The organism is Hornefia porci (genome assembly GCF_001940235.1).
Lineage (GTDB): Bacteria > Bacillota > Clostridia > Peptostreptococcales > Anaerovoracaceae > Aminicella > Aminicella porci.
On record NZ_MJIE01000001.1, the window covers coordinates 2,477,245 to 2,498,993 of the forward strand.

Consider the following 21,749-nt stretch of genomic DNA (forward strand, 5'->3'; position numbering starts at 1 on the left):
CCGCCTCCTTTCAGGGCAAAATAAAAGACCGCTTAAGCGATCCGGTATCAGTACGAGAGAAAGAGCCTTCTGGCTCAGTCTCCCGGAATATTCATATTCAGGGTTTAATGTTTAGTTGTGGTTCTCCAGCAGGATGCAAAGCGCCATCTCTGCTTCTTTGCAGGTGGGATGAATGTCCCAGCCTCTGTCGTAGTTGCAAACGGTCTCGCCGTCAATCTTGATCATGAGCTTGCTGATCCTGCCTCCGTTAATGCCGTAGGTCTCACTTGGCTCGTCGTAGTGTTTTACCCAGTAGTGACACTTGGTGTATTTTTCCTTGTCCTTGGCATCCGGGATGCCGATAACTCCTTCGCTCCACATTTTCCTTACGCCTCCTTTACCGTCATCTTGAAAGCCGGGATGAGGGCGTGCTCGTCGCTTCCGAAGTGGGTGTAGTGCTCCTTGACCTTTACAATTCCGTCCAGTGTGCAGCCGAGCTCCTCAAACTTTGCAATGGTCTCGATAAGGCTTGAGAAGGTGGAGCTGATGGTGAATTCCTTCACTCCGAGCTTCCGGCAATCTGCAAGGATCGCTTCGATGTCGTAATCCCAGATGACTTCGGCGAAGTTCGGCAGGTCGTTTCCGGCTTCCTTGCTGTAAAGGTAGGCCTGTCCCAGCGTCCAATGGCATCCGATCTCTTCCCAGCGCATTCCGGGCTTTGCGTTTTCTATGGCTTCGATTGTGTACTTCATGGTGGTTCCTCCTTGTGGTTGTTTTCCCTTTTGGTATGTACATATATCACTCTGAACGCCTGTAATAGCAAGCTATTTATCGAAATATATGTGACAATCCTGCGGGAAGTTTTGAGGCCTAAATTGTGTAGTTTATGCCTCGCCGGTCAGAATGAAATTCACGTATTCTTTCCGGTGATCCTCAAGGTATAAAACCAGCTCGTAGAAGTCTCTCTCATAGGCCAGCCGCTGCACCGTGTTTACATCGAACATATTGGTAAGACCAGTGTCCCGGATAGCAAGGATCTGCTCCTTTACCTTTTCATCCATCTCAGTCCACCACCTTCCGCACACGGTCGATGCCGTAGATGACATTCAGACCGGAGCCGTTGTCCCAGTTCACCATTAGGCTGCCGGTATCGTCGACTCCCGTAACGGTTCCCTTGGTGCCGATAGGCGGAGCCTGCACATCGTCCATCTGGAGAAGCTCCACGCGGGTGCCTGCCGGGTAGCGGGAGCGGAGCGCTTCAAGCTGCTCTTTTGTGATCATTCGCATGCTGCCACCTCCTTTTCCGGTGCGCCGTTCTTCCAACTGGAGTTGCCGGAGAGATTCTTAAGGAGAATCTTGCGCTCTGCTTTATACTCGTTTCCGATGAAGCCAAGTCGCAGGAGGAAGCAGCGGAATGCGTACTTCTCGTTGTCGACTTCCTTCTCGGTGGCGCTGATGCGCTTCAAATCCCGGCTCATTTTGCCAAGGGCTGCAATGAAGTGGGTGTAGGCCTTGACCTCTTCCGGCTCCGGCATCTCAGTAAACCAAGGGAAGCTGACCGTATCCTCTGTGACCTCGATGCCAAGGTCGTCAATGCCGAGAGCCTTTTTGATGAGGCTTTCCTTGGCTGTGAGGAGGTTGGTGAGGTTTCCGACCGCCACCTTGTCGAGCGGGAGGCTGACGGTAAGGCCAGTGGCTTCATCGTCGCTTTCGACCTCTTCGGTATCCTCCGGTGTGAAGCCATCCGCGATCAGGTTGTGGATGATGCGTTCCAGCTTGTCTGCGTCCTCGCAGGTTACGCTGCCTTCCTTGTCGACCGTGATGTCGCCGATCTCGTAAGCGCAGGTCGGCATACGCATGTAGATTGCCTTGTCGCCGGTGAGGTTTTCAATGGCTGCGACCAATGCTTTTCTGTCGTTTCCGGTTACGTTGTAATTTGCTTTCATGAGTGTGTTCCTCCTTTGAAAATGTGGTTGTTGCTGTGCCTTTCGGCATGTATATACATCACTCTGAAAGCCTTATTTATCAAGCGATTTTCGACATTTTCTGAGGTAGAAAATCGCCGAAGAATCCGGGCAGAAATTGTGTACTATACACCCGCCGTCGGAGAGGTCTCGACTTCCTTTGCCAGAGCGGAATAGAGGAGCTTTTCGCCGTTCCTTATTACATACACATTTTCCTCATCGCCGGTATCCTCCACGTAACGGCGAAGGATGACAGAGGCGTATTTCGGATCGAGCTCCATCATGTAGCAGATACGGTTTAACTGCTCACAGACCATCAGTGTGGAACCGGAGCCACCGAAGGTATCAATAACTACAGAATTCTCCTGAGAGGAGTTCTGGATGGGATAGCCCAGAAGATCGAGCGGCTTGCTGGTCGGGTGATCCTTATTGCGCTTTGGCTTATCGTAGTTCCAGATGGTGGTCTGCTTGCGGTCGGAATACCACGGGTGCTTGCCGTTTTGCAAAAAGCCGTAGAGCACAGGCTCATGTTGCCATTGATAATCGGAGCGACCGAGCACGAGGCTGTTCTTTACCCAGATACACACACCGGCGAGATGGAAGCCTGCGTCAATGAATGCCTTTCGGAACGTGAGCCCTTCGGTATCCGCATGGAAGCAGTAAGCGGCTCCGCCTTTTTCAAGGTGGTCAGCCATGTTCTTAAAAGCTGCCAGCAGGAACTTGTAAAATTCCTCGCCCTTGAGCGAATCGTTCTGGATCGTAAGGCCGTCCGAGGCTTTGAAGGAAACGCCATATGGAGGATCGGTCAGAACAAGGTTTGCCTTCTTGCCGTCCATGAGCTTTTCCACATCCTCCGGCGAGGTGGCATCTCCACACATGACTCTATGCCTGCCGACCGTCCAGATGTCGCCGGGCTCCACGAAGGACGCCTTCTCAAGGGCAGCGGTGAGGTCAAAATCATCATCGGTGATGTCCTTCTCATTCCCGGTGCCGAGCAGTTTATCCAGCTCATCGGCATCAAAGCCGAGGAGAGATAGGTCAAAGGACTGATCCTGCAGGTCAGATAATTCGACCGACAGCATTTCCTCATCCCAGCCTGCATTGAGCGCCAGCTGATTGTCTGCAAGGATATACGCACGCTTTTGTGCTTCCGTCAGGTTCTCGGCAAAGACGCAGGGCACGGTTTCATATCCTTCCTCGCGGGCAGCCGTAATGCGACCGTGGCCGACGAGGATGTTATAATCTGCGTCAATGACCGCAGGACTCACAAAGCCGAACTCCCTGAGAGAAGCTCGGAGCTGTGCGATCTGCTCCTTGCTATGTGTCCGGGCATTCCGGGCATAGGGCACCAGTTTATCAATAGGTACCTGTTCCAATTTCTGTGTGTTCATTTACATATTCCTCCTGCTTCGAAGCAGCTGCTCCATCACGCTGTCCTGCGGGCTGCCCTCAAAGGGCTCGGTGCAGTTTTGCTTCACAATGTCATAAATCTCGTACCAGAGCAGGTTGGCCTGCTTCTGAAAGTTCATTAAAAGCTGTGTGAATGGACTCGCAATGGCAGCGCCGGTGGTCGGGTGCTTTCCGAGCATGCCGTATTTGCTGACCGCTTCGGAGCACTGAATGTACCGGGCAAAGGCCTCAGAGTAGCTTTCGAGCAGGCGCTTGTTTACCAGCCTCTCGCAGCCACGTTCCTTGAGCCACAGCCATGTTTCCTTATAGATTTCATCTGCGCCGAGGGGCTTGCCGTCCTTCTGCAGAGCAGAGAGGTAATCGTCCGGACTTGGCATATCCATGCCTTCCAGCTCTACGCCGTCACCGATGTCGTCAACATCGAAGTCGGTCATGTCTTCTGTGAAGTCCGGCAGCTCCATACGCTTTGCAGGTGCGCCTTTCATAATTTTGTCGGCGAGGGCGTCCGGCTTGGAGCCAGCTTTGACACGCCGCCCGCCGCGATAGGTTCCGTCTTTCGCCATGTCGATCACTTCCATTTCTGTGGTGCAGGGTTTAATACCCTGTTTGAATTGCAATTTTTGCGTAAAAGACCCCGCGCCGTTTTCCGGGGAAAAGGGTCGTAGAGATTTTGACCGCCCTACCGGTCGCCGCGCTCGCGGTGAATCTTCTCGTGACACGAACGACAAAGACTCATGAGGTTGGACTCGTCATTCGATCCTCCCTCAGCAAGCGGCACGATGTGGTGGACTTCCTCGACCGCGACGTAGCGTCCTTCCTTTAAGCACTGTTCACAAAGCGGGTGCTTGTGGACGTAGCGGTCACGGATTCGTTTCCAAGCTCTGCCGTAGCGTTTGCCGGGAGAGTAGCTGCGCTGGAACTTCTCATAGTGCTGTTCCATAACCTTGGCGTGCTCCTCGCAATAAACGCCGTCCGTCAGGTGTGGGCATCCGGGATAGCGGCACGGTCGTTTAGGTTTTCTTGGCATAAGCCGTGCCTCCTTTCAGGGCATAAAGAAAGCCCTGCAGGATGATCCCGCAAGGCTCGTGGGCTGCGCGTGCAGCTGTATCTTTATTCTTTTCGCTGATTATATACTACCATATTGGGCGGGTGGACATCTTAGGACAAAGCAGGACATTTCGGGCGCATTTCAAATTACAATCGGATCATCTGGGAGCGTCACATGAAGGAGCGCCTTGCCGTGCCAGCGACGAATGGTGCGGGCGTCTGCACAAAGCTCCATTCCGATCTGCTCCCACGTATAGTTGTGGATATACCGGTACTTCAAAACCATGCGCTCGTCGGTATCCGGAACTGCCTCAATAACCTCCCGTATCTGTTTCTTAAGGTCAGAGAGCAATTCCAGCTCACTGGCGATTTTCTTTTCCAGCGTCCAGAGCTTCTCAAGCGTTCGGACAAAGGGTGCTTCCGTATTACGCGATGTCTGCACGCGGTCTTTATCATATTGGATAGCCGACACGCTGCCTGCCATTTCGCGCAGGTTTTGTGCTTCCATCGTGTCGGACTTGATTCTCTGATCAAGGCGGTAGGCCTGATGCAGGTATTCTTTTATGGTCATAGGCTTTTTGCCTCCTCTCGTAGTTTTTGTATGAGATACTCGCCGTCAACACTCGTTAAGGCCTTGTACCAGCCGGAGCGGAAGAAGCGTTCACACTCCATTGCATCCGACATGGCGGACTGATTACTGGGCTTCTTTTTCAGGCGCTTCAGGGCGTCCCGGTAATCCTTCACGGCCTGCAGCACGATGGCGTTTGCGAGATTTTCATAAGGATCAAGCATCAGGTCACCTCAAGGTCTGCCTTGACCGCATCAATCAGCGCGGTCTGCGTCATTTTCTTTTTGGATAGCGCCTTTACGATCCTCTCGTCGATAGTGCCCTTGGTGATGATGTGCTGGATCACCACAGTCCGGGATTCTTGGCCTTGCCGCCAGAGACGTGCGTTTGTCTGCTGATAGAGCTCCAGCGACCATGTGAGACCGAACCATACAAGGGTGGAGCCTCCGGCCTGCAGGTTTAAGCCGTGACCGGCAGAGGCCGGATGGATGACTGCTACAGGAATCTTTCCCGCATTCCAGTCAGCAATATCGCGGCTGGTCTTGATTTCCCGGACATTGAAGCGGTTCTTGATGCGGGAAAGGTCGTGCCGGAACCAGTAGGCTACAAGAAGCGGCTTTTCATTGGCGGCCTCGATGATATCCTCCAAAGCGTCCAGCTTCCGGTCGTGAAACTCGATAATCTCACCGGTGTCGGCATATATGGCACCGTTCGCAAGCTGGGAGAGCTTCCCGGTAAGCGAGGCTGCATTGGCAGCAGTCACTTCACCGTCAGGGAGCTGCAAGATGAGCTCCTGCTTCAAATCCTCATAGCGGCTACGCTCGGAATCGGATAGCTGGACTTCATATTCGGTCGATACCAGCTCCGGCATCTTCAGATGGTCGGTGGATTTCATAGAAATCGTGATATCCGAGATTTTCCGATATATGGCATCCTCCGCATAGGGCAGCGGTTTGTAGGAATAGATGATCTCACCGTTCCGCTTGTCCGGCTTGAAATAATTAGTCCGGTACTGTGTGATAAAGCGTCCGAGGCGCTCGCCCATATCCAGCACTTTGAACTCTGCCCACAGATCCATGAGACCGTTGGAAGAAGGTGTTCCGGTGAGGCCGATAATGCGATGGAGCTTTGGTCTAACCTTCATCAGGGACTTGAAGCGTTTGGATTTATGATTTTTGAAGGACGACAGCTCGTCGATAATCACCATATCGAAGTCGAAGGGAAAGCCGGACTCGTCAATGAGCCACTGCAGGTTTTCTCGGTTGATGATCGTGATATCCGCTTGCTGCAGTAGGGCTTCTTTTCGCTCCTTAGGTGTCCCGACTGCGACCGCATAGGTCAGACCTCTAAGGTGGCTCCATTTCTGGATCTCCGCTGGCCATGTGTCGCGGGCGACTCTCAAAGGAGCCACTACAAGAACACGGTGGACTTCAAAGCTGTCAAACAACAGGTCAGATACTGCCGTCAGGCTGATGATCGTCTTACCAAGTCCCATATCTAAAAGGACAGCAGCCACGGGATGCTTTTTGATATAACGGATGGCGTAGTCCTGATAATCATGAGGATTGAAGTTCATGAATCATTCCTCCAATCTGCTCCGGGTCGTCAATGACATAGACTCGGTAGCCAAGTTCCCGAAGCAGCCTGTGGCGTGAGAGCTGGAGCGGGCGTGGCTTTTTGCCGGGAGCCTTCAGCTCTGCGAAACCGATATGGCCGTCAGGTAATAAGATCAGACGGTCGGGCATTCCTGCGAAAGAGGGACACACCAGCTTAAGCGCAATCCCACCGGACTTTTTCACCGCCGTCGTTAACTTGTTTTCTATCTGTTTCTCGTTCATAGGTAACCTCCGTCAGGTGCGAATTTCCGGCGATGTGCAAGGTGTATCAATGGTATTTACAGAACTTTTTCTTAGAGCATTTTTTATAGGCCTAAGAGAGTTTTTATATAAGACCTTGATACACCTTGTCATCGGTACGGATTACTGGAGAAAATCTTCCTCTGCGCCGCTGTCTTCACGAATCTTTAAGCCCTTGAAATAGCGCTTCCGGTTCAGCGTCAGCCGTTCAAATCCGGCCTTCTCCAGAGCAAAGTAGAAATCTGCCGTGCTGCGCACATACTCATTGCAGTCCAGCGAGTAGTTGCGGTATGCCTGATAGAGAGCCGAGGAGCTTTCCTTATAGGAATCATCCACCTCGCACTTTTCGTCTAAGAAATGCCCGAACCAGTCATTCTGGCTGCGATATTCCTCGATGGCCTTAGTCACGCAGTCCGGCACCGGGATCTGGTAGCCGAGCGCAATGACTTTCTTTGCACCCTCGATGATCCATGAGAGAATGCTTTCACCCGCGTTCTCATACAGATACTCTCCGTAATTCTTGATGTCGGCCTTGCCCTCAATCTTGGCATTGAACGGGATCACGATAAGCCTGCGCCAGATACCGTCATCGGAAGCGGAGACGCGAGGCAGGTGGTTCGTATACAGCACCAGAGTATGGCAGGGCTTGAAGGAAAACGGGTCTTTATACTTTTTCTCCGCGAACACATCGTCCGTGGAGCAGAGCTGCTTGACCGTGGAGTCGTTGAGCCTTGCGCCTTCCTGCATTTCTGCAGCGATCAGCAGGCGCTTGCCCTTGACCTCAGCCATTTCAGGTTTGATGTTTCTGCGGCAGCCGACGGTCAGGGTGTCTGCGGAGATGTTTCCGCTGTAAAGACCAAGCACGCGGGAGATGGCATTCCAGAAGGTGGACTTGCCGTTGCGGCCATCACCATATGCGATGATGAGGGCTTCCACGAATACTTTCCCGATTGCAGCAAGGCCGCAGATCATCTGAACATAATCGATGAGCTGCTGATCCTTCTGAAAAATGAGATTCAGGTTGTCCAGCCAGAGCTGGGTTCCCTTGACGCCGGGTGAGACCGAGGTAATTTTCGTAATGAAGTCATCTGCGGAATGTTCACGGGCACCGGCACAGCCTAAGCGAAGGTCATAGGTCGCTTCCGGTGTACAGAGCAGGAAGCAGTCCGCATCCAGATCCCTTGGCGAGATTTCCAACATCGGATGGGATTCCTTGAGGGTTGAAGTGATGTTCTTGGAATCACGCCTGCGGATAGCAAAGCTCTGATAGGCTTTTGCGGCAAGGAACTCCTGATAGGTCTTCATCTGTTCATCGTTCATGAGCTGTTCGGCCTTGGTCTTTGATGTATTGTCGAGGATTTCCTGAGCTCCGCAGTTTTTGAGCTTCTGCAGCGCTTCACACATGAGCCGGTTCGACTCGTTCAGCTGCCTGCGGGTAAGCTCATGGGCGACAGCCTGAGCGCCGGGTTCCGTTTCCTGCCAGTAATGGTCGCTGTAGCGGATGAAGTGGGTGGCCGGTGAGTAGCGCAGCTCGTTCGCAAAATACTTAGAGAGCACTTCGGCCTGTCCGACGTCGGAGAAGTCCTCCGGCATATAGCTATTCTCGTCGTTATAGATTTCCGGAGGAACGTATCCGTCCTCGCGGCTGATTTTTGAATAAAAGCGCTGGGCACTATGCCAGATTGTGGAGAGCTCACTGTTGTCGAGAGGCGGCACGCAGGTTGCGGCCTTCTCCAGAAAGCTCTGGTAGGCCTTTTCTGTGTCGCCGTACTTCTTGATGACGATTCCAGCGAAGCGGGACATGGTAGCGTTACGGCTTCCTTCAGGGATCACGACATCCTTTTCATGGCCGCCGGGCAGGTCAGCATCGAACTCGACATCATTCAAAAATTCCGTGAGGTTCATGCGTCCGGGATAGAGCTCCACATCCGGTTCCTGCGTCCCGAAAAAGAAACGCGCCGCATCCAGAGCCTTGGTATCGAAATACGGGAATATGGAATTGACCAGCTTCTTCATGTCGCTGTACAGGGTGGCGTCCGTCACGCGATCAATGGGAAACAGAACATGGAACTTCGGTCTTGCGGGCTTCCCGTTTTTCTCACGCTGATTAAAACGGCTGTAGTGGATTGCGATGCTGACACCGGGAAAGGCCTCAAGCACATCTGCCGGTGTTACCCAGTCCTTTGAATCTTCTGAGTGGTCATTGTCACAATCTACGGGCAGGCAGTCGGCTGAGAGGAAGTTGTCGTTGTTGCGGTAGTGGTTTTTGTATTCCGCGCACACATAGTCGTGGCCGACAGCAGCTTTCAGTGAGTCTACGTCCATGACTATGGTCTTGTGCGGATAGGAGCAGTTTCCGGGATTGCCGGTAAAGTCTGCACTATACAGGGTAAGCATCAGTCATACACCTCCTCCGATTCTTCCTTCAGCACCTTTGTGATAAATTTCAGTGCGCGGATCATGGTTTCCAGCTCACAATCGCCTCCGAGGGTTACTTCAAAACCGTTGCAGCCGTAGCGATCCATGATGGGCTGTACTTGGATATCTGTGCAGCCTTCGTCCTCGATACGGAAATACGTGCGACCGCCATGACCGGTGTCGCCTCCCTTATAGCCGGTTGTCCCGGCCTCGACCTGAAGGATATTTGCACTAACAACGTCGCGGGTGTAAGTGGTGATCTCCGTGCCGTCATAGAGCTTTCTGCGTCTTTCTGTTACTTCATACATAGCGTTCAACCTCCTGACATTCTTCTGTGAAATAGCGCAAGCGATAGTCCTTCCACTTGGCGCGTTTGATTTCTGCTTCCATCCCGGATGAAATACGGCTTCCGAATACCCAGACCTCCGCACACTTGCTCATGAGGGCATTTCCAAAGAACAAGCCGAGCTCACGCTCATCCGGATTGTCATCATCAAGGAACTGCGGAAACAGAAGGTGTGGTGCGATGGGGATATATCCCTTGTCTACGGCAAAGCGGCTGTAACGTCTGGCGTTCTTCACATTGCCTTCCACATTTCCGGAAAACGGAGAGCAGATGTAGACGATAGGACGAAAGGCGCGTAGGGATTGCTTTTCGTTTTCTGCAATCCGGGATAACGCTTCACCGGCAGTTGGGTCAGGATAGCCCTCGCTGTTTTGATAATCGTTACTCACTGGGGAGTCCTCCTTTCCGGGCAGACTTAAAGGCGTCCACCTCCAATTTCCACTGGAGATGAACGCCTGATTTGAGCGGACGATTTTAATCTTTTTTGTAGAAGGGCGTGATGTAACCGTCGGCGCGGAGCTTCAGACCTTTTGCCCACGGTGGAGTCCTGCCCATCTGATCACAGAGCGCATCAAGGGACATGCGCGGATCAGCTTCGATTACAAGCTCATCGTGGATATGCATAACGATGCTGCAGCAACGCAGGGTTTTCATGGCATAGCAGAGAATGTCGCGGGAGGTGGCCTGCACGATGTTTTCCACGAATTTCGGGCCGTATGAATCGAGCCGTTCCCATTTTTTCGTGCTGCCGATGCCTTCGTAGGTGATGCATTCGCCGCCGAACTTATTAGTTCCGACTTTCGGTTTCACGTAGGCGAGGTTCCGCCCGGAGGGGAGAGTGATAAAGAGTATTCCGGAGCGACAGGAGAAGGTAAGCCCGTAGCTTGAGGTCATATGCTTATACTTCACGGCCTCCATAACAGCACGATCAACGTCCCACCAGAATTTCACGATATTCGGATTTGTTTGTCGCCATGCATCGACCAGCGGAGGAAGCTCATCTTCAGTCAAGCCCATCTCGATAGCACCCATCGCTTTGAGGGCACCGACCGAGCCGCCATAACCGAGAGCAAGTTCTGCGATTTTGCCTTTTTGACGTAGATGGCCATTGATACCATGCTTCTCGACCGGAACATGGAACATCTGTGATGCACTGGCGCAATAGATATCGCCGCCATTCTCGAACACCTTCTGCCTCCACATTTCACCGGCATACCAAGCGATGACGCGGGCTTCAATAGCAGAGAAGTCTGAAACATAAAGCTGCATGCCGTCTTTCGGAATGAAGGCCGTCCGGATCAGCTGAGAGAGCGTGTCCGGGACATCCTCATATAAGAGCTTTACAGCCTCGAAATCTCCTGATTTTACAAGAGCGCGTGCATCAGCCAGATCCTCCAGATGGTTCTGAGGGAGGTTTTGTAATTGAATGAGTCTGCCTGCCCAGCGCCCGGTGCGGTTGGCTCCGTAAAACATGAACATGCCGCGAGCCCTGCCATCGTCACAAACTGCCCGTTCCATCGTCTGATATTTTTTTACGGAGGACTTGGCAAGCTGCTGGCGGAGTTCCAGAACGGTCTGCAGCTCCGGAGGTGCAGTTTTGATAAGTTCTGCCACGACCTTCTTTCCGAGGCTGTCTGTTGCGAGGCCGTTGCCCTTGAGCCACTGTTTCATTTGCTGGACGGAGTTTGGATTGTCGAGAGCCGTCATATCCTTCATGGCAGCCGTCAACTCCGAGCGGGAGCGGGTGTCCATTTCGATGGCTTCCTGCACCAGATCCATGTCGAGACGGACACCACGGTCGTTGATTTCCTGATCGATGTGGTATTCATCCCAGACATCATCCGACACCGGAAACTTGGCAAGACGATCCTTGATGCCGATTTCGGTCTCCACATCGCGGATGTTGTATTTTTTGAAGGCTTCCCACTTATCCGGCGCATGGAAAGGGCGGTTCCTTGTTCGACCGCCATTTGTTTTCGTTGGAGCACAGGGCACGGAGAAGTATTTTATCAGGTCTTTTCCATCTGTGAGTTTCTGCTTCTCAAGACCGAGGACAGCACCGACGCCTTCCAAGGAAAGCGGCAGACCCATTGTGGCCGCCCACACCATAGAGCAGCGCCAGCTCTCCGGATTTAGGAATCGGGCGCAGTCAATCGAGAGAGGGTGGTTGTCATGGAAGGGGTCAAGGCTCATTCCCAGATCACGGAGATATCGGGATAGGCAGATCCGTTCAAAGTTTGCATTGAAAGCCCATTTGATGACGGAATCATCAGTCAGGCCGTCTATGATTTCCTGCGGCAGGCGTTCTCCCTGCGCAAGGTCGATGACAGCCACGTCGGAGCCATCGGCGCTGTAGCCGAACAGCAGGATTTCAAAGTCCGGCGATTCGGCATATTTATAAACGCCGCACTTGGGCAGATTCACGCTGCTGTAGGTTTCAATATCGATACTGAGTGTTTGCATAGATTTCACCTCAATTCAAACAAGCGGCTTAAGATTGCTCCTAAGCCGCCTGCCGTTTATGATTTACTCCAAGGACTTCATGCGCTTCTCGTGGTATTCACGTTCATGTTCGGCCTGTTCCTTTTCGCGCTTCATGCGTTCCTCGTGGTACTTGAGGTCACGGGCGGCAGATTCCTCCTCACGCTTCTCACGCTTGCGGTCATTGAAGAAACTCTGGATGGACGAGATCAGGAACACGATGCTGAATACCAGCCAAGTGGCGATCAGCGCAGTAATCAGGATTGTCTGTAAGGTAGTCACTGTCATAATCGCACCTCCATCAATTCAGGAAGTCTTCATCGTCATCGCTGGCGAAGTCAGACTCTGCACTTGCCTTGCCGCCGAGAGGCTCACCGTCACGTATCTTCTGCAGGTTGTTGAGCCCGCAGGCGATTCCCTTGTTGCCGGAGCTGTTGAAGGCGTAAAAGGTGATGCTGGCACGGCCATACACACCGGAGTACACCTCGGAACGGTTGAGGATCGGGTTCAGGTCTGCATCCACGATGCCGGGAGCAGAGGTGGCATTGGCATTCACGAAGTAGGCGTTCTTGTAGGCCTCGTCATCCGGACGTTCAGCGTCGCCGTCACGAAGAGGAGTTTTCAGAACAGAGAGCGCCGGTACAGACTTGCCGTTGCCCTTGAGCTTAGCTTCGCCCTCCTTGTAGGCAGCTTCGATGGCGGCCTCGATCTTGGCGATGGTCTTGGTATCGGACTTCGGGATGATAAGGCTCACGCTGTACTTGGGAGTGCCGCCGTTGATGGATTTCGGCTCCCAGACATTTGCATAGCTCCAGCGGGTGTCGACACCGGTGATAACCTTCATGGGATTGCTGATTTTTACATTCTTACTCATTGTCGTTTTCCTCCATAAAATCATTTTTGGCTGTGTTCATGGCCGGGCGCTTGTCGCTATCCGGCACAAGTGTGGGTTTGCCCTGTGGCTTTTCGATATAAGCCGTCAGGAGTTCATCAAAGCGGGACTTGCCGAGGAGCTTCTGCATGGCGGTGACGCCGAGCAGCTTTTTCTCATACGGGTCGAAGCCTGCTTTCTCGACCGTTTCAATGACAGCGGCCTCATTGCTGTATCTTCGGTTGGCACGTCCTTCGACGAGCTTGAAGCCAGTCCACTCCTTACCGGAGAGAGCTTGCTGCAGGGCATATTCCTTGATGTCGGATGCCCAGCTGACCAGCTCATCCACTTTGCCGAGGATAACCTCGATCTCGGTGTCCGTGAGCAGTGGCGGGAGCTTGAAATCATGCTGCGCGAGTTTCAGGTTAGCTTCGGCTCTGGCTCGGCACTCGTTCTTGGCCTTGCAGAAGCCGCACCATTCACCACACAGGAAATTCCCATCTCCGGCGAAGGCCAATTCTGCGGTGGGCTTCAATACTTCGTCTGCCCAGCGGTAGAGCGCGTCTTTGCTGATCTCGAACGTGCTGATGTTTTGCCGTCTCGGCTGGTAGATGGTCATGGAAACCTGATCGATGTCGTAGATGCCATCGAAAAGCTCCAAAGCGCCGAGCGCGTAACACTGCATCTGCGGGTTTTCATCTGCTGAGACCAGAACGCCGAGACCGTGTTTGTAATCGATGATCCTGAGTGTGCCGTCTGCAATGATGATGCAGTCGGCTGTTCCGAAGCCCTGTTCTACCCAGCGGGAGAAGTCCACACGCTGCTCGATCAGGACGACCGGGTCGCTGCATGTTTCCTTGGCGGCTTCGACCTGCTCCAGAACGTATTCGGCATAGCCGCTGGCGCAGTCCTCCATCTCTTCGGAATACCATTTGAGGCTTTTGGTCGGGTCTTCTGCGGGAAGTCCAAGAGCGGACTTGATCTTGAATTCGCCAAGCGCATGGGCGTCGGTACCTTCCGCAGCGTAGTCGCTTCCTTTATCCTCATAGGTTTCGCAGAGCCTTGCTGATGGCGGGCAGTGCAGCCACCTATCGGATGAAGATGCGGAGAGGATCGCGTGTGCTTTAGCTGCCATTGCCGATTACCTCCGCGTCCTTCAACAGGGCTTCATAATTTGCCGGGTCTACGGCTGAGAGCTTTGCGGCACCGTACTTCTGGAGCAGGGTACGAACCTCTGCGGTATGACCGGCACGGGACTTCTCGGCAAGGACGGCTCTTACATCCTCCAGCTTGATCTCCGGCTTGGGTTCCTCCTTCTTAGCAGCACTTTTAAAATTTTGCTGCTTAGAATTGTCGTCTCCAGAAAACTGCTGGTAGAGCCAGTCGGCTGCGGCATTAATAGAAGCAGCAGCGGTGCGGAGCTCTTCGATGGTTTGTGCCATTTCTGCCATCTTTGACATTTTCTTTTCCTCCTTCCTCGGATTGGCTTGCGGCAAGTACCCGGAGGTTCCTTGCCAGTCTGGCGGATACGTGATTGATGGAATTCAGGAGTTTGATCTCCTCATTCACGTTGCCGCCGGTGTCTGCATAACTGCGGTACATCTTGTTCACCTCGCTTTCTAAAGGCTGTGTTCTCTTGCCTTCACCTTCCACTGGAGATGAACTGTCGATTTGAGCGGAGGATTTTATTAAAAATTTCCGACCACCATCCGAAGGAGGAACAGTGGCCGGAAAGGGGGTGTATTTTACTTGTTTTCTTCCTTATGAAGTTCTGTGTAATAGCGCTTCATTTGGTCAGCGAACGTGCGCTGCGGGCGACCGAGTGTCTCTGCAATTTTACGATCAGAAATCTTCGGATTGTTGAGTCGCATCTGGATAATGCGGTCTGCATCAGGATCAAGTTCGCGGAACCGGGCAATGAGGTGTTTGAGCAAATCGCGGTCAGCAATAATATCTTCTATAGAAGGTCTGCTGTCCGGAATGTAATCTCCAAGAGTGCCGTTGCCGTCCGGAAGCGGCTCGTCGAGAGAAGTGGTATCGGGAGCGTGGTATTCGCACAGGTCGCACTGCCCGTCGCATTTCCAGAGATAGCGTTTGGTGCACATGCAACGTCCATGATATTGCTCGCGTTTTTGTGTTGCCCAGATATCTGGGTAGAGGGCGCGATACTGCTCCTCTGTGATAGGGGTGAGTGTGACCTTGAAGGGATTCTCCGGGTCACGAAGTGGAAAGTAGCGTTCTTTTGCCATGATTTTGTCCTCCTTTGGCATTGATTTGCTTTGAGCCAAGGGAGAAAAATCTCAGACAGAAGAGCTTGTTCATAATCTGTCTATGGAAATTCGAACGATTATGTGTTATACTGTTTTAGTGGGGTTTGTTGGGAGTTGTAGGCTACCCATCTTCCCCCGGAAATCGACCGTGCTTCTCTCTTGGCTTATAAGCTCAGTGAGAAGTAGGAACAGTCGATATTCATGTAGTCGATTGAGTCGAATGAGTCGATTCAGTCGGAATTTCAGACAAAGAAGGAAAATCAATGCCAAACAAGGAACCATATAGACTTTGTGGCGGGACTTTCTTCGTGCTGGTATCCAATGCAAGGAAGCCCATGCCCAGCAAAGATGAGTTATATAAAGGAACTGTTAGTGGGTTGTCGGAACCGGAAGCGCTGCTGTCGCTTGCGAAGACGCTGATCCCGGATATCCCACAGCCATTACAGACTGAAATGAAGTCACTTAAGGACAACACCCGTGATTTCAAAGCATGTATCCGAAACGGCGGTACGTTTTATCGCTTTGGTGATGCGGCAGTACTGAAGACCTTTGATGATCGGGTCAAAAATCAATACGAGATTCCACTGGCGGCAATGGTCGAGTTTATGGATGGATTTCTTGACGTACGTACAAGTACAAAAAAAGACGAGTACCTTATAAAAGGCCTCGTCGAGTTATTAGATGCAGATACGACTATTGATGGTAAAGAGATATTTTATGTCCGTGAAGATGGTGGCACCATGACGAAGGATCAGATCCTTTCGGCAAAGGAACTCTGCGTGCCGTCCTTTTTACTTGGACTGTGGCATTACGCTTTAACTGTTGTTAAAGATAATACCGTAGGACAGAAAACATATGATGAGTTCTGTCCGAAGCGGGGTGGTTCCGAGCGTGTTTATACAAAGATGCTTGGAGAGAACAGTAGCCGAGATATTAAACCTACATATTGCGACTCGCCAGCATTAGATGATCTCAACTGGAGGTCAGCACCTGAAGAGAGGATTTATGAAGATACAGAACCGGAGATTGATGAATCTGCGTTTCAAGATCAGACAGCAGCTCCGGGCACGGTAGTTAATAATAATCCGTTCTTCCTCAATATTTCAGGAGGTACAAATACGGTATACGGCCATGTAGACAAGGTCGAAATAAAAAATGGAAGGAGTGAAGTAGATGAGTGATGGGATCATTCCTTCAAAGGCGCAAATGCCCGCTTCTGGTGCTCCGTCCAGAATTGATATAAATGGTGGTCAGAATACCGTTTACGGACAGATTGGCACAGTTCAGGACAATAGGAGCAATGTCCTGATTGCCGGTGGGCAGCATCAACAAGGTATGCCGTTGCGGACAAGCTGGGAATATGAATATTACAATTTGTTCGTTATCGGCGGTGAGACATTTTATCAGTTTTCTCAGGGTGATTTTGTGGTACCCAAGGAAGATGCTTTGACGCGATTTGTCTCAGAGGATATAGCTGAGGAGATACAAAAGCTTGATAAAGCAGCTATGGATAGGGTACAAGGATTTTTTTGTATCTTTGCTCCGAGAAATGCCGACTATGCAGAGCCCGGAAATAACCAGAACGCTCTGCTTGGTGTAATCACAGGGATTCAGCGTCAGGATGAGGGATTCAAAATAATGTATCAAACACTGAACCCAATCCCACAGACAACAATACATAGTTTGAGTAATGTACTTTGCATAGAAGGAAAACCGACCATAAGCGAGCTTGACACCACGCACTGGTCGGTAAAAAAGGTGAATTTAGTAGAAACTCTCAAGGCTGCCGGTATCAGCTGCTGGCTGCCGGGATAACAAATAATCGTAGCAATAGTCAAGAGACATTTGGAGGTTATACGATGAGTAACGAAGTTGAAATCAATGCAACTGAAAAATGGGTAAATTTGGAAGATATAGCTGAGCACTTGAGTGTCAGTCAAGATACTGTCCGTACATGGATCAAAGAGGGCAAACTTCCTTTTTATCGTGCCGGGAAAAGATATAAATTCAAAATCTCCGAAGTAGATGAATGGGTTAGGAACGGTAAGATTACAGAATAAGCACCGAGGAGGCGGACGGGTATGAGCGAGAAAATGAAATCGGTGATCAGAAAGATCACATTAAACGGAGCTACCTTCGATAACGAAGTGATAGAGCCGACATATGTAAATTTCTTTTACGGAAGAAATGGTGTGGGAAAATCAACAGTCGCCAGAACAATAGAGGGCGACGATGGAGTGGTATGGCAGGACGGTCGTTCTGCATCTGATTATGATGTCCTTGTTTACAGTCAGGACTTCATCAATCGTAATTTTGAAACATACGGTGACCTTAAAGGTGTATTCACGGTTAGTGAGCCCAATATCAAGATCCAGAAACAGGTGGAAGAAAAGACTGCTAAGAAGGATGAATTGGATAGACAAGCTGGTGAATATACAGAACAGAGCGGTCAGAAAGTAACAGCTCAGCAAAATGCAGAGGATACTTTCCAGAAAGCATGCTGGGATAAGACCAGAGATATTTGCGGGAAATTTCCTGATGCCGTAAAAGGCACAGGCCGAAAGAATTTGTTTGCAAGTGCGGTTCTCGCCGTAAAGACACCGGCAGAGCAAGATCTCGATAAGTTAGCAGAGCTGTATCGTGTTGCTTACGATTCACAGGCACGTACTTACAGCCAATTCTCAAGGATATCGGCAGCTCCGACTTATGGCAGGCTTCCCGGAAATGACCTGATGGATAAGGTTGTGGTGAGTAGCAGCAAGACACCTTTTGCAAATTTCATTAAGGCGTTGAATGCGTCAGACTGGGTACGCCAAGGACATCAACACTATTCTAAAGAGGCTGCAGGAAAGTGCCCGTATTGTCAGCAGAAACTTCCTGCAAATTTTGAAGCTGAGATTGCTGCGTGCTTTGATGAGCAGTATCAGCAGGATATCAGTGAGCTTACCCGGTTCCAGTCTACATATACGCGGGAGACCTCGGCAATCATCGATAAGCTGAAAGCAAACCTGAGTGATCCTATGCCTGCACTGGATCTGACTGACTACCAGAGCAAGCTGTCTTTGCTGGAGAGCAATATAAAGATCAATGAGCAGCGAATTGCTGAAAAAGTAAAAGAGCCGACATCCGTGGTTTCCCTTGAGGACATCGACTCTCTTCTCATTGAGATCGGACAGATCATAGATGAGATAAATAAAAAGATAAAGGCCAATAATGATGTTGTTGGAGCCCAGCAGCAGAAGAAGGAAGAGTGCAAGACCGCCGTATGGGCGCACATTGCTTTCATTCTTCAGTCCGATATTACGAGCTACAAGACAAGTCTTGCCCAGCTCAAGAAGGATGCAGAGGATCTGAAAAACAAGGCGTCTCAGGCTCGTAAGGATTCACGGGCACTCGCGGAAGAAATCGCCGAGTTGAACAAGCAGACTGTAAATACCAAAGCTGCAATCGACAGTATTAATGCCCTGCTTCGAGATTCTGGTTTTCAAGGCTTCAGTCTCCGTGAAAAGGCCGGAGTAGCAAATGTCTATGAGGTTATTCGTGAGGACGGATCTGTTGCAGAAAACCTGAGCGAGGGCGAGCGTAACTTTATAGCATTCTTGTATTTTTACAATCTTGTTAGGGGCAGTCAGAGTAGCGAGGTAGTGAAAGACAAGGTCGTGGTTATTGACGATCCCGTTTCCAGTATGGACTCCAGCGCGCTGTTTATTGTTGGCGCAATTGTCCGGGAGCTTATTACCATCTGCAACAATAATGCACAGATCGTCGATGATAAGATCACCGGCACGTATATCAAACAGATATTTATCCTGACGCATAATGTCTACTTCCATCGCGAGGTGACATACCATCAGGTTGAGAAATACAGAAGCGTTTCCTTCTATGTTATTCAGAAGGTACATAACGTTTCGACCATTGGCGCTCCTAAGACACGCCAGAATCCAAACATTCCATCTGAGTTGGAGAACTACAATCCGGTGCAAAACTCCTATGCAGCACTTTGGAATGAGCTCAAGGAGATAGATTCTCCGATATCGCTTCTTAACGTTATGCGAAGGATTCTGGAATACTACTTCATGCAAATGTACGGCTACGAAGGGGACGATCTGAGGAAGCTGGTGCTTGATGATCATAAAGAAGACTTCATCATCCCTCCGGAGAAGGAGGGCGACAAGCCGGACAACATGAAGTTCAATCTGGCGTCTGCGATGCTTTCCTATATCAGCAATCCGACAGGCATCAACGACGGACTGAATCTGACGGAGGATTACGCGGAAGTGTCTCAGTATAGAGAGACCTTCAAACAGATCTTCTATGCTCTGCATCAAGAGCAGCATTACAACATGATGATGGGCATAAAAGAATAGAGTCCGTATTTTGGGACAGCTAAAAGATCATAATGAAGATAACGATAGAAAAGCGAGGTAATCTGCAATGGCAGCTAATACAGTGATCGACGCGATGTGGGATGATTCCCCGGTCGATGTTTCAACAGAAGTAAACTTTATCTGGTCTATTGCCAACAAGCTGAGAGGCACATACCAGAGTGATAAATATAAGGATGTTATCATTCCGATGACGATCATCCGTAGATTTGAGTGCGCCTTGGCTCCGACAAAGGATAAGGTCGTAGCACAGTTCAAGGCTAATCCGAACTTCCCGGCAAAGGCGATGTATCGCGTGTCCGGGTTCCAGTTCTACAACACCAGCGAATATACGCTGGAGGAGCTGTGTAATGATTCGGATCACCTTGCATCTAATTTCAAATCTTATATTCAGGGATTCTCCACAAATGTTCAGGAAATAATTCTGTCCGCTGAGAAAGGTCTGGACTTCAATAAACAGATCGACAAGATGGATAAGAACAATCGTCTCCTGTCGGTTGTGAAGGCTTTCTCGGAACTCGATCTGAATCCGCGTACTATCGATAATGTAAAGATGGGATATATCTTCGAGGAGCTTATCAGGAAGTTTTCTGAAAATGCCGAAGCCGGTGATCATTACACTGGACGCGATATTATCAAGACGATGGTAAATATCCTACTGGCCGAAGGCTGCGATGACATTTTCGATGACGGGAAGGTAATTACAATTTTGGATCAAGCTTGTGGTACGGGAGGAATGCTCTCCACGGGATACAACTTCATTAAGCGCTATAATCCTTCGGCCGATGTGCGTCTCTTTGGGCAGGAAATCAATCCGGAGTCCTATGCTATGTGTCTTGCAGAAATGCTCATCAAAGGACAGAACGCAGAGAATATCTGCTATCAGGACACGATGGTTGCAGACCGTTTCGCAGGCACAAAGATGCGCTTTGTTATAGAAAATCCGCCCTTTGGAACTGCGTGGGGCGGCAAGGACGCAGCAGAAGGCGTAGAGGATGCTGTCAATACAGAATACCAGAAAGGATTTAATGGCCGTTGGGGTGCAGGACTGCCGGGCTCCGGTGATATGCAAATGTTGTTTCTTCAGTCTGCTATAGACAAGATGGATGACAACTACGGGCGAGCTGCTATTGTTGAGAATGGTAGTCCTATGTTCAACGGACAAACAGCATCAGGCGAAAGCCAAATCAGACGATGGATGCTGCAGAATGATTTAATTGAAGCTATAATCGCCCTCCCAAACGATTTGTTTTACAACACTGGTATTGCCACTTATATCTGGGTGCTTTCCAAGAATAAGCGTGCCGAGCGTAAGGGAAAAATCCAGTTGATAGATGCCACTCAAATCTATCACAAGTTGCGTAAGGCGCTGGGTGATAAGAAAAATGAGATTTCTCCTGAAGACCGAGCCGCTATTACAAAACTGTACGCTGATTTCGAAGAAAATGAGTTGTGCAAGATTTATAACAACGAAGAGTTTATTTACCGTGAGTATACGGTAATGCAGCCGCTCCAAAGAAGTTATGCTATTACCGAGGAGCGCATCGAGTCAATGCTTTCAAAAGGGGCTCTTTCTTCTCTGTATGATGAATCAAAGGTGAGTGAGTTGGAAGAAACTGAGGAACTTTCCGGCAAAGACCAGAAGAAGCTGGAGAATTTCCAGAACAACAAACCGGTCTACGATGCCATAATTGAAACACTTCGTGCTGCAGTATCCGATAGCATCTACAATTCGCCGTCGGCTTTTATGCCTGTGCTGACAAAGGTGCTGGCGTTAGTTACTTCAGACAAGAAGCTTCTTGAGAAGATTGCAGACGGTCTATCTGTCATGGATAAGAATGCGGAGATTCAGCGTGACAAGAAAGGCAATGTACTCTTTGACAAGGAAACCAAGGATACGGAAATCGTGAAATATGAGGAACGCATAGAGGATTACATGGCTCGCGAGGTGCTACCTTATGTACCGGATGCTGTAGCTTTCTTTGAAGAAGACCTCAGCAAGAAGAAGCCTGTAATTAAGACTGGCGCTGAAATTCCATTTACACGCTATTTCTACAAGTATCAGCAGCCGACTGCCAGTGAAGAACTTGAGAGCCACTTTATGGAGTTGGAACTTTCTGTTTCTGAACACGTGGCAAAGCTGTTTGATTAAGG

At 50.4% G+C, this 21,749-nt stretch carries 26 protein-coding genes; 5 read left to right on the forward strand and 21 right to left on the reverse strand.

Annotation, left to right across the window (positions count from 1 at the left end; translation table 11 throughout):
• Window positions 1–111: 111 nt before the first annotated feature.
• The 21 genes from BHK98_RS11435 to BHK98_RS11535 form a co-directional block, all read right to left on the reverse strand.
• Window positions 112–360, reverse strand: coding sequence for a DUF7678 domain-containing protein (locus BHK98_RS11435; RefSeq protein ID WP_031475233.1), 249 nt, complete (start codon window positions 358–360; stop codon window positions 112–114).
• 5 nt (window positions 361–365) lie between these two features.
• Window positions 366–731, reverse strand: coding sequence for a DUF7698 family protein (locus BHK98_RS11440; RefSeq protein ID WP_075714352.1), 366 nt, complete (start codon window positions 729–731; stop codon window positions 366–368).
• Between the two features lie 132 nt (window positions 732–863).
• A complete protein-coding gene (locus BHK98_RS11445; protein WP_075714354.1) occupies window positions 864–1,040 on the reverse strand; it encodes a DUF5049 domain-containing protein in 177 nt (58 codons plus the stop codon).
• Window position 1,041: 1 nt separating this feature from the next.
• Window positions 1,042–1,266, reverse strand: a complete 225-nt coding sequence (locus BHK98_RS11450; protein ID WP_009242864.1) for a DUF4314 domain-containing protein — start codon at window positions 1,264–1,266, stop codon at window positions 1,042–1,044.
• Window positions 1,257–1,925: a virulence protein gene (locus BHK98_RS11455; RefSeq protein ID WP_075714356.1), complete on the reverse strand. Its 669-nt coding sequence runs from the start codon at window positions 1,923–1,925 to the stop codon at window positions 1,257–1,259. The genes BHK98_RS11450 and BHK98_RS11455 overlap by 10 nt, the downstream gene beginning before the upstream one ends.
• Before the next feature lie 143 nt (window positions 1,926–2,068).
• The gene (locus tag BHK98_RS11460) at window positions 2,069–3,334 is read right to left on the reverse strand and encodes a DNA methyltransferase (protein ID WP_075714358.1); all 1,266 of its coding nucleotides are present in this window, start codon (window positions 3,332–3,334) and stop codon (window positions 2,069–2,071) included.
• A complete protein-coding gene (locus BHK98_RS11465; protein ID WP_009242861.1) occupies window positions 3,335–3,916 on the reverse strand; it encodes a P27 family phage terminase small subunit in 582 nt (193 codons plus the stop codon).
• A 116-nt stretch (window positions 3,917–4,032) separates the two neighbouring features.
• On the reverse strand, window positions 4,033–4,380 hold the full coding sequence (locus BHK98_RS11470; RefSeq protein ID WP_075714360.1) for an HNH endonuclease: 348 nt from the start codon (window positions 4,378–4,380) through the stop codon (window positions 4,033–4,035).
• Window positions 4,381–4,542: 162 nt separating this feature from the next.
• Window positions 4,543–4,971, reverse strand: coding sequence for an RNA polymerase sigma factor sigma-70 region 4 domain-containing protein (locus tag BHK98_RS11475; protein WP_075714362.1), 429 nt, complete (start codon window positions 4,969–4,971; stop codon window positions 4,543–4,545).
• On the reverse strand, window positions 4,968–5,192 hold the full coding sequence (locus BHK98_RS11480; RefSeq protein ID WP_075714364.1) for a hypothetical protein: 225 nt from the start codon (window positions 5,190–5,192) through the stop codon (window positions 4,968–4,970). The genes BHK98_RS11475 and BHK98_RS11480 overlap by 4 nt, the downstream gene beginning before the upstream one ends.
• On the reverse strand, window positions 5,192–6,544 hold the full coding sequence (locus BHK98_RS11485; protein WP_075714366.1) for a DEAD/DEAH box helicase: 1,353 nt from the start codon (window positions 6,542–6,544) through the stop codon (window positions 5,192–5,194). The genes BHK98_RS11480 and BHK98_RS11485 overlap by 1 nt, the downstream gene beginning before the upstream one ends.
• Complete coding sequence (locus BHK98_RS11490; protein ID WP_075714368.1) at window positions 6,525–6,806, reverse strand: VRR-NUC domain-containing protein; 282 nt, start codon at window positions 6,804–6,806, stop codon at window positions 6,525–6,527. The genes BHK98_RS11485 and BHK98_RS11490 overlap by 20 nt, the downstream gene beginning before the upstream one ends.
• Before the next feature lie 141 nt (window positions 6,807–6,947).
• A complete protein-coding gene (locus BHK98_RS11495) occupies window positions 6,948–9,221 on the reverse strand; it encodes a phage/plasmid primase, P4 family (protein ID WP_075714370.1) in 2,274 nt (757 codons plus the stop codon).
• Window positions 9,221–9,550 (reverse strand): hypothetical protein, encoded by a 330-nt coding sequence (locus tag BHK98_RS11500; protein WP_075714372.1) that lies wholly within the window; start codon window positions 9,548–9,550, stop codon window positions 9,221–9,223. The genes BHK98_RS11495 and BHK98_RS11500 overlap by 1 nt, the downstream gene beginning before the upstream one ends.
• The gene (locus tag BHK98_RS11505) at window positions 9,543–9,977 is read right to left on the reverse strand and encodes a DUF7768 domain-containing protein (RefSeq protein WP_075714374.1); all 435 of its coding nucleotides are present in this window, start codon (window positions 9,975–9,977) and stop codon (window positions 9,543–9,545) included. The genes BHK98_RS11500 and BHK98_RS11505 overlap by 8 nt, the downstream gene beginning before the upstream one ends.
• Window positions 9,978–10,062: 85 nt before the next feature.
• Window positions 10,063–12,012, reverse strand: a complete 1,950-nt coding sequence (locus BHK98_RS11510; protein WP_465250950.1) for a DNA polymerase — start codon at window positions 12,010–12,012, stop codon at window positions 10,063–10,065.
• A 102-nt stretch (window positions 12,013–12,114) separates the two neighbouring features.
• Complete coding sequence (locus tag BHK98_RS11515) at window positions 12,115–12,357, reverse strand: hypothetical protein (RefSeq protein ID WP_075714378.1); 243 nt, start codon at window positions 12,355–12,357, stop codon at window positions 12,115–12,117.
• Window positions 12,358–12,370: 13 nt separating this feature from the next.
• Window positions 12,371–12,943: a DUF2815 family protein gene (locus tag BHK98_RS11520; RefSeq protein WP_075714380.1), complete on the reverse strand. Its 573-nt coding sequence runs from the start codon at window positions 12,941–12,943 to the stop codon at window positions 12,371–12,373.
• The gene (locus BHK98_RS11525) at window positions 12,936–14,075 is read right to left on the reverse strand and encodes a DUF2800 domain-containing protein (protein ID WP_075714382.1); all 1,140 of its coding nucleotides are present in this window, start codon (window positions 14,073–14,075) and stop codon (window positions 12,936–12,938) included. The genes BHK98_RS11520 and BHK98_RS11525 overlap by 8 nt, the downstream gene beginning before the upstream one ends.
• The gene (locus BHK98_RS11530; RefSeq protein ID WP_075714384.1) at window positions 14,065–14,400 is read right to left on the reverse strand and encodes a DNA ligase; all 336 of its coding nucleotides are present in this window, start codon (window positions 14,398–14,400) and stop codon (window positions 14,065–14,067) included. The genes BHK98_RS11525 and BHK98_RS11530 overlap by 11 nt, the downstream gene beginning before the upstream one ends.
• Before the next feature lie 285 nt (window positions 14,401–14,685).
• On the reverse strand, window positions 14,686–15,189 hold the full coding sequence (locus tag BHK98_RS11535) for a sigma-70 family RNA polymerase sigma factor (protein WP_075714386.1): 504 nt from the start codon (window positions 15,187–15,189) through the stop codon (window positions 14,686–14,688).
• A 284-nt stretch (window positions 15,190–15,473) separates the two neighbouring features.
• Here BHK98_RS11535 and BHK98_RS11540 point away from each other — a divergent pair, with 284 nt between their 5' ends.
• From BHK98_RS11540 to BHK98_RS11560, 5 genes are all read left to right on the forward strand, one after another.
• Window positions 15,474–16,391, forward strand: a complete 918-nt coding sequence (locus BHK98_RS11540; RefSeq protein WP_075714388.1) for a hypothetical protein — start codon at window positions 15,474–15,476, stop codon at window positions 16,389–16,391.
• Window positions 16,384–17,025 (forward strand): hypothetical protein, encoded by a 642-nt coding sequence (locus BHK98_RS11545; protein WP_075714390.1) that lies wholly within the window; start codon window positions 16,384–16,386, stop codon window positions 17,023–17,025. The genes BHK98_RS11540 and BHK98_RS11545 overlap by 8 nt, the downstream gene beginning before the upstream one ends.
• A 44-nt stretch (window positions 17,026–17,069) precedes the next feature.
• Window positions 17,070–17,270: a helix-turn-helix domain-containing protein gene (locus tag BHK98_RS11550; protein ID WP_075714392.1), complete on the forward strand. Its 201-nt coding sequence runs from the start codon at window positions 17,070–17,072 to the stop codon at window positions 17,268–17,270.
• 21 nt (window positions 17,271–17,291) lie between these two features.
• A complete protein-coding gene (locus BHK98_RS11555) occupies window positions 17,292–19,577 on the forward strand; it encodes an AAA family ATPase (RefSeq protein WP_075714394.1) in 2,286 nt (761 codons plus the stop codon).
• A 67-nt stretch (window positions 19,578–19,644) separates the two neighbouring features.
• Window positions 19,645–21,747, forward strand: a complete 2,103-nt coding sequence (locus BHK98_RS11560; RefSeq protein WP_075714396.1) for a type I restriction-modification system subunit M — start codon at window positions 19,645–19,647, stop codon at window positions 21,745–21,747.
• Window positions 21,748–21,749: the final 2 nt, after the last annotated feature.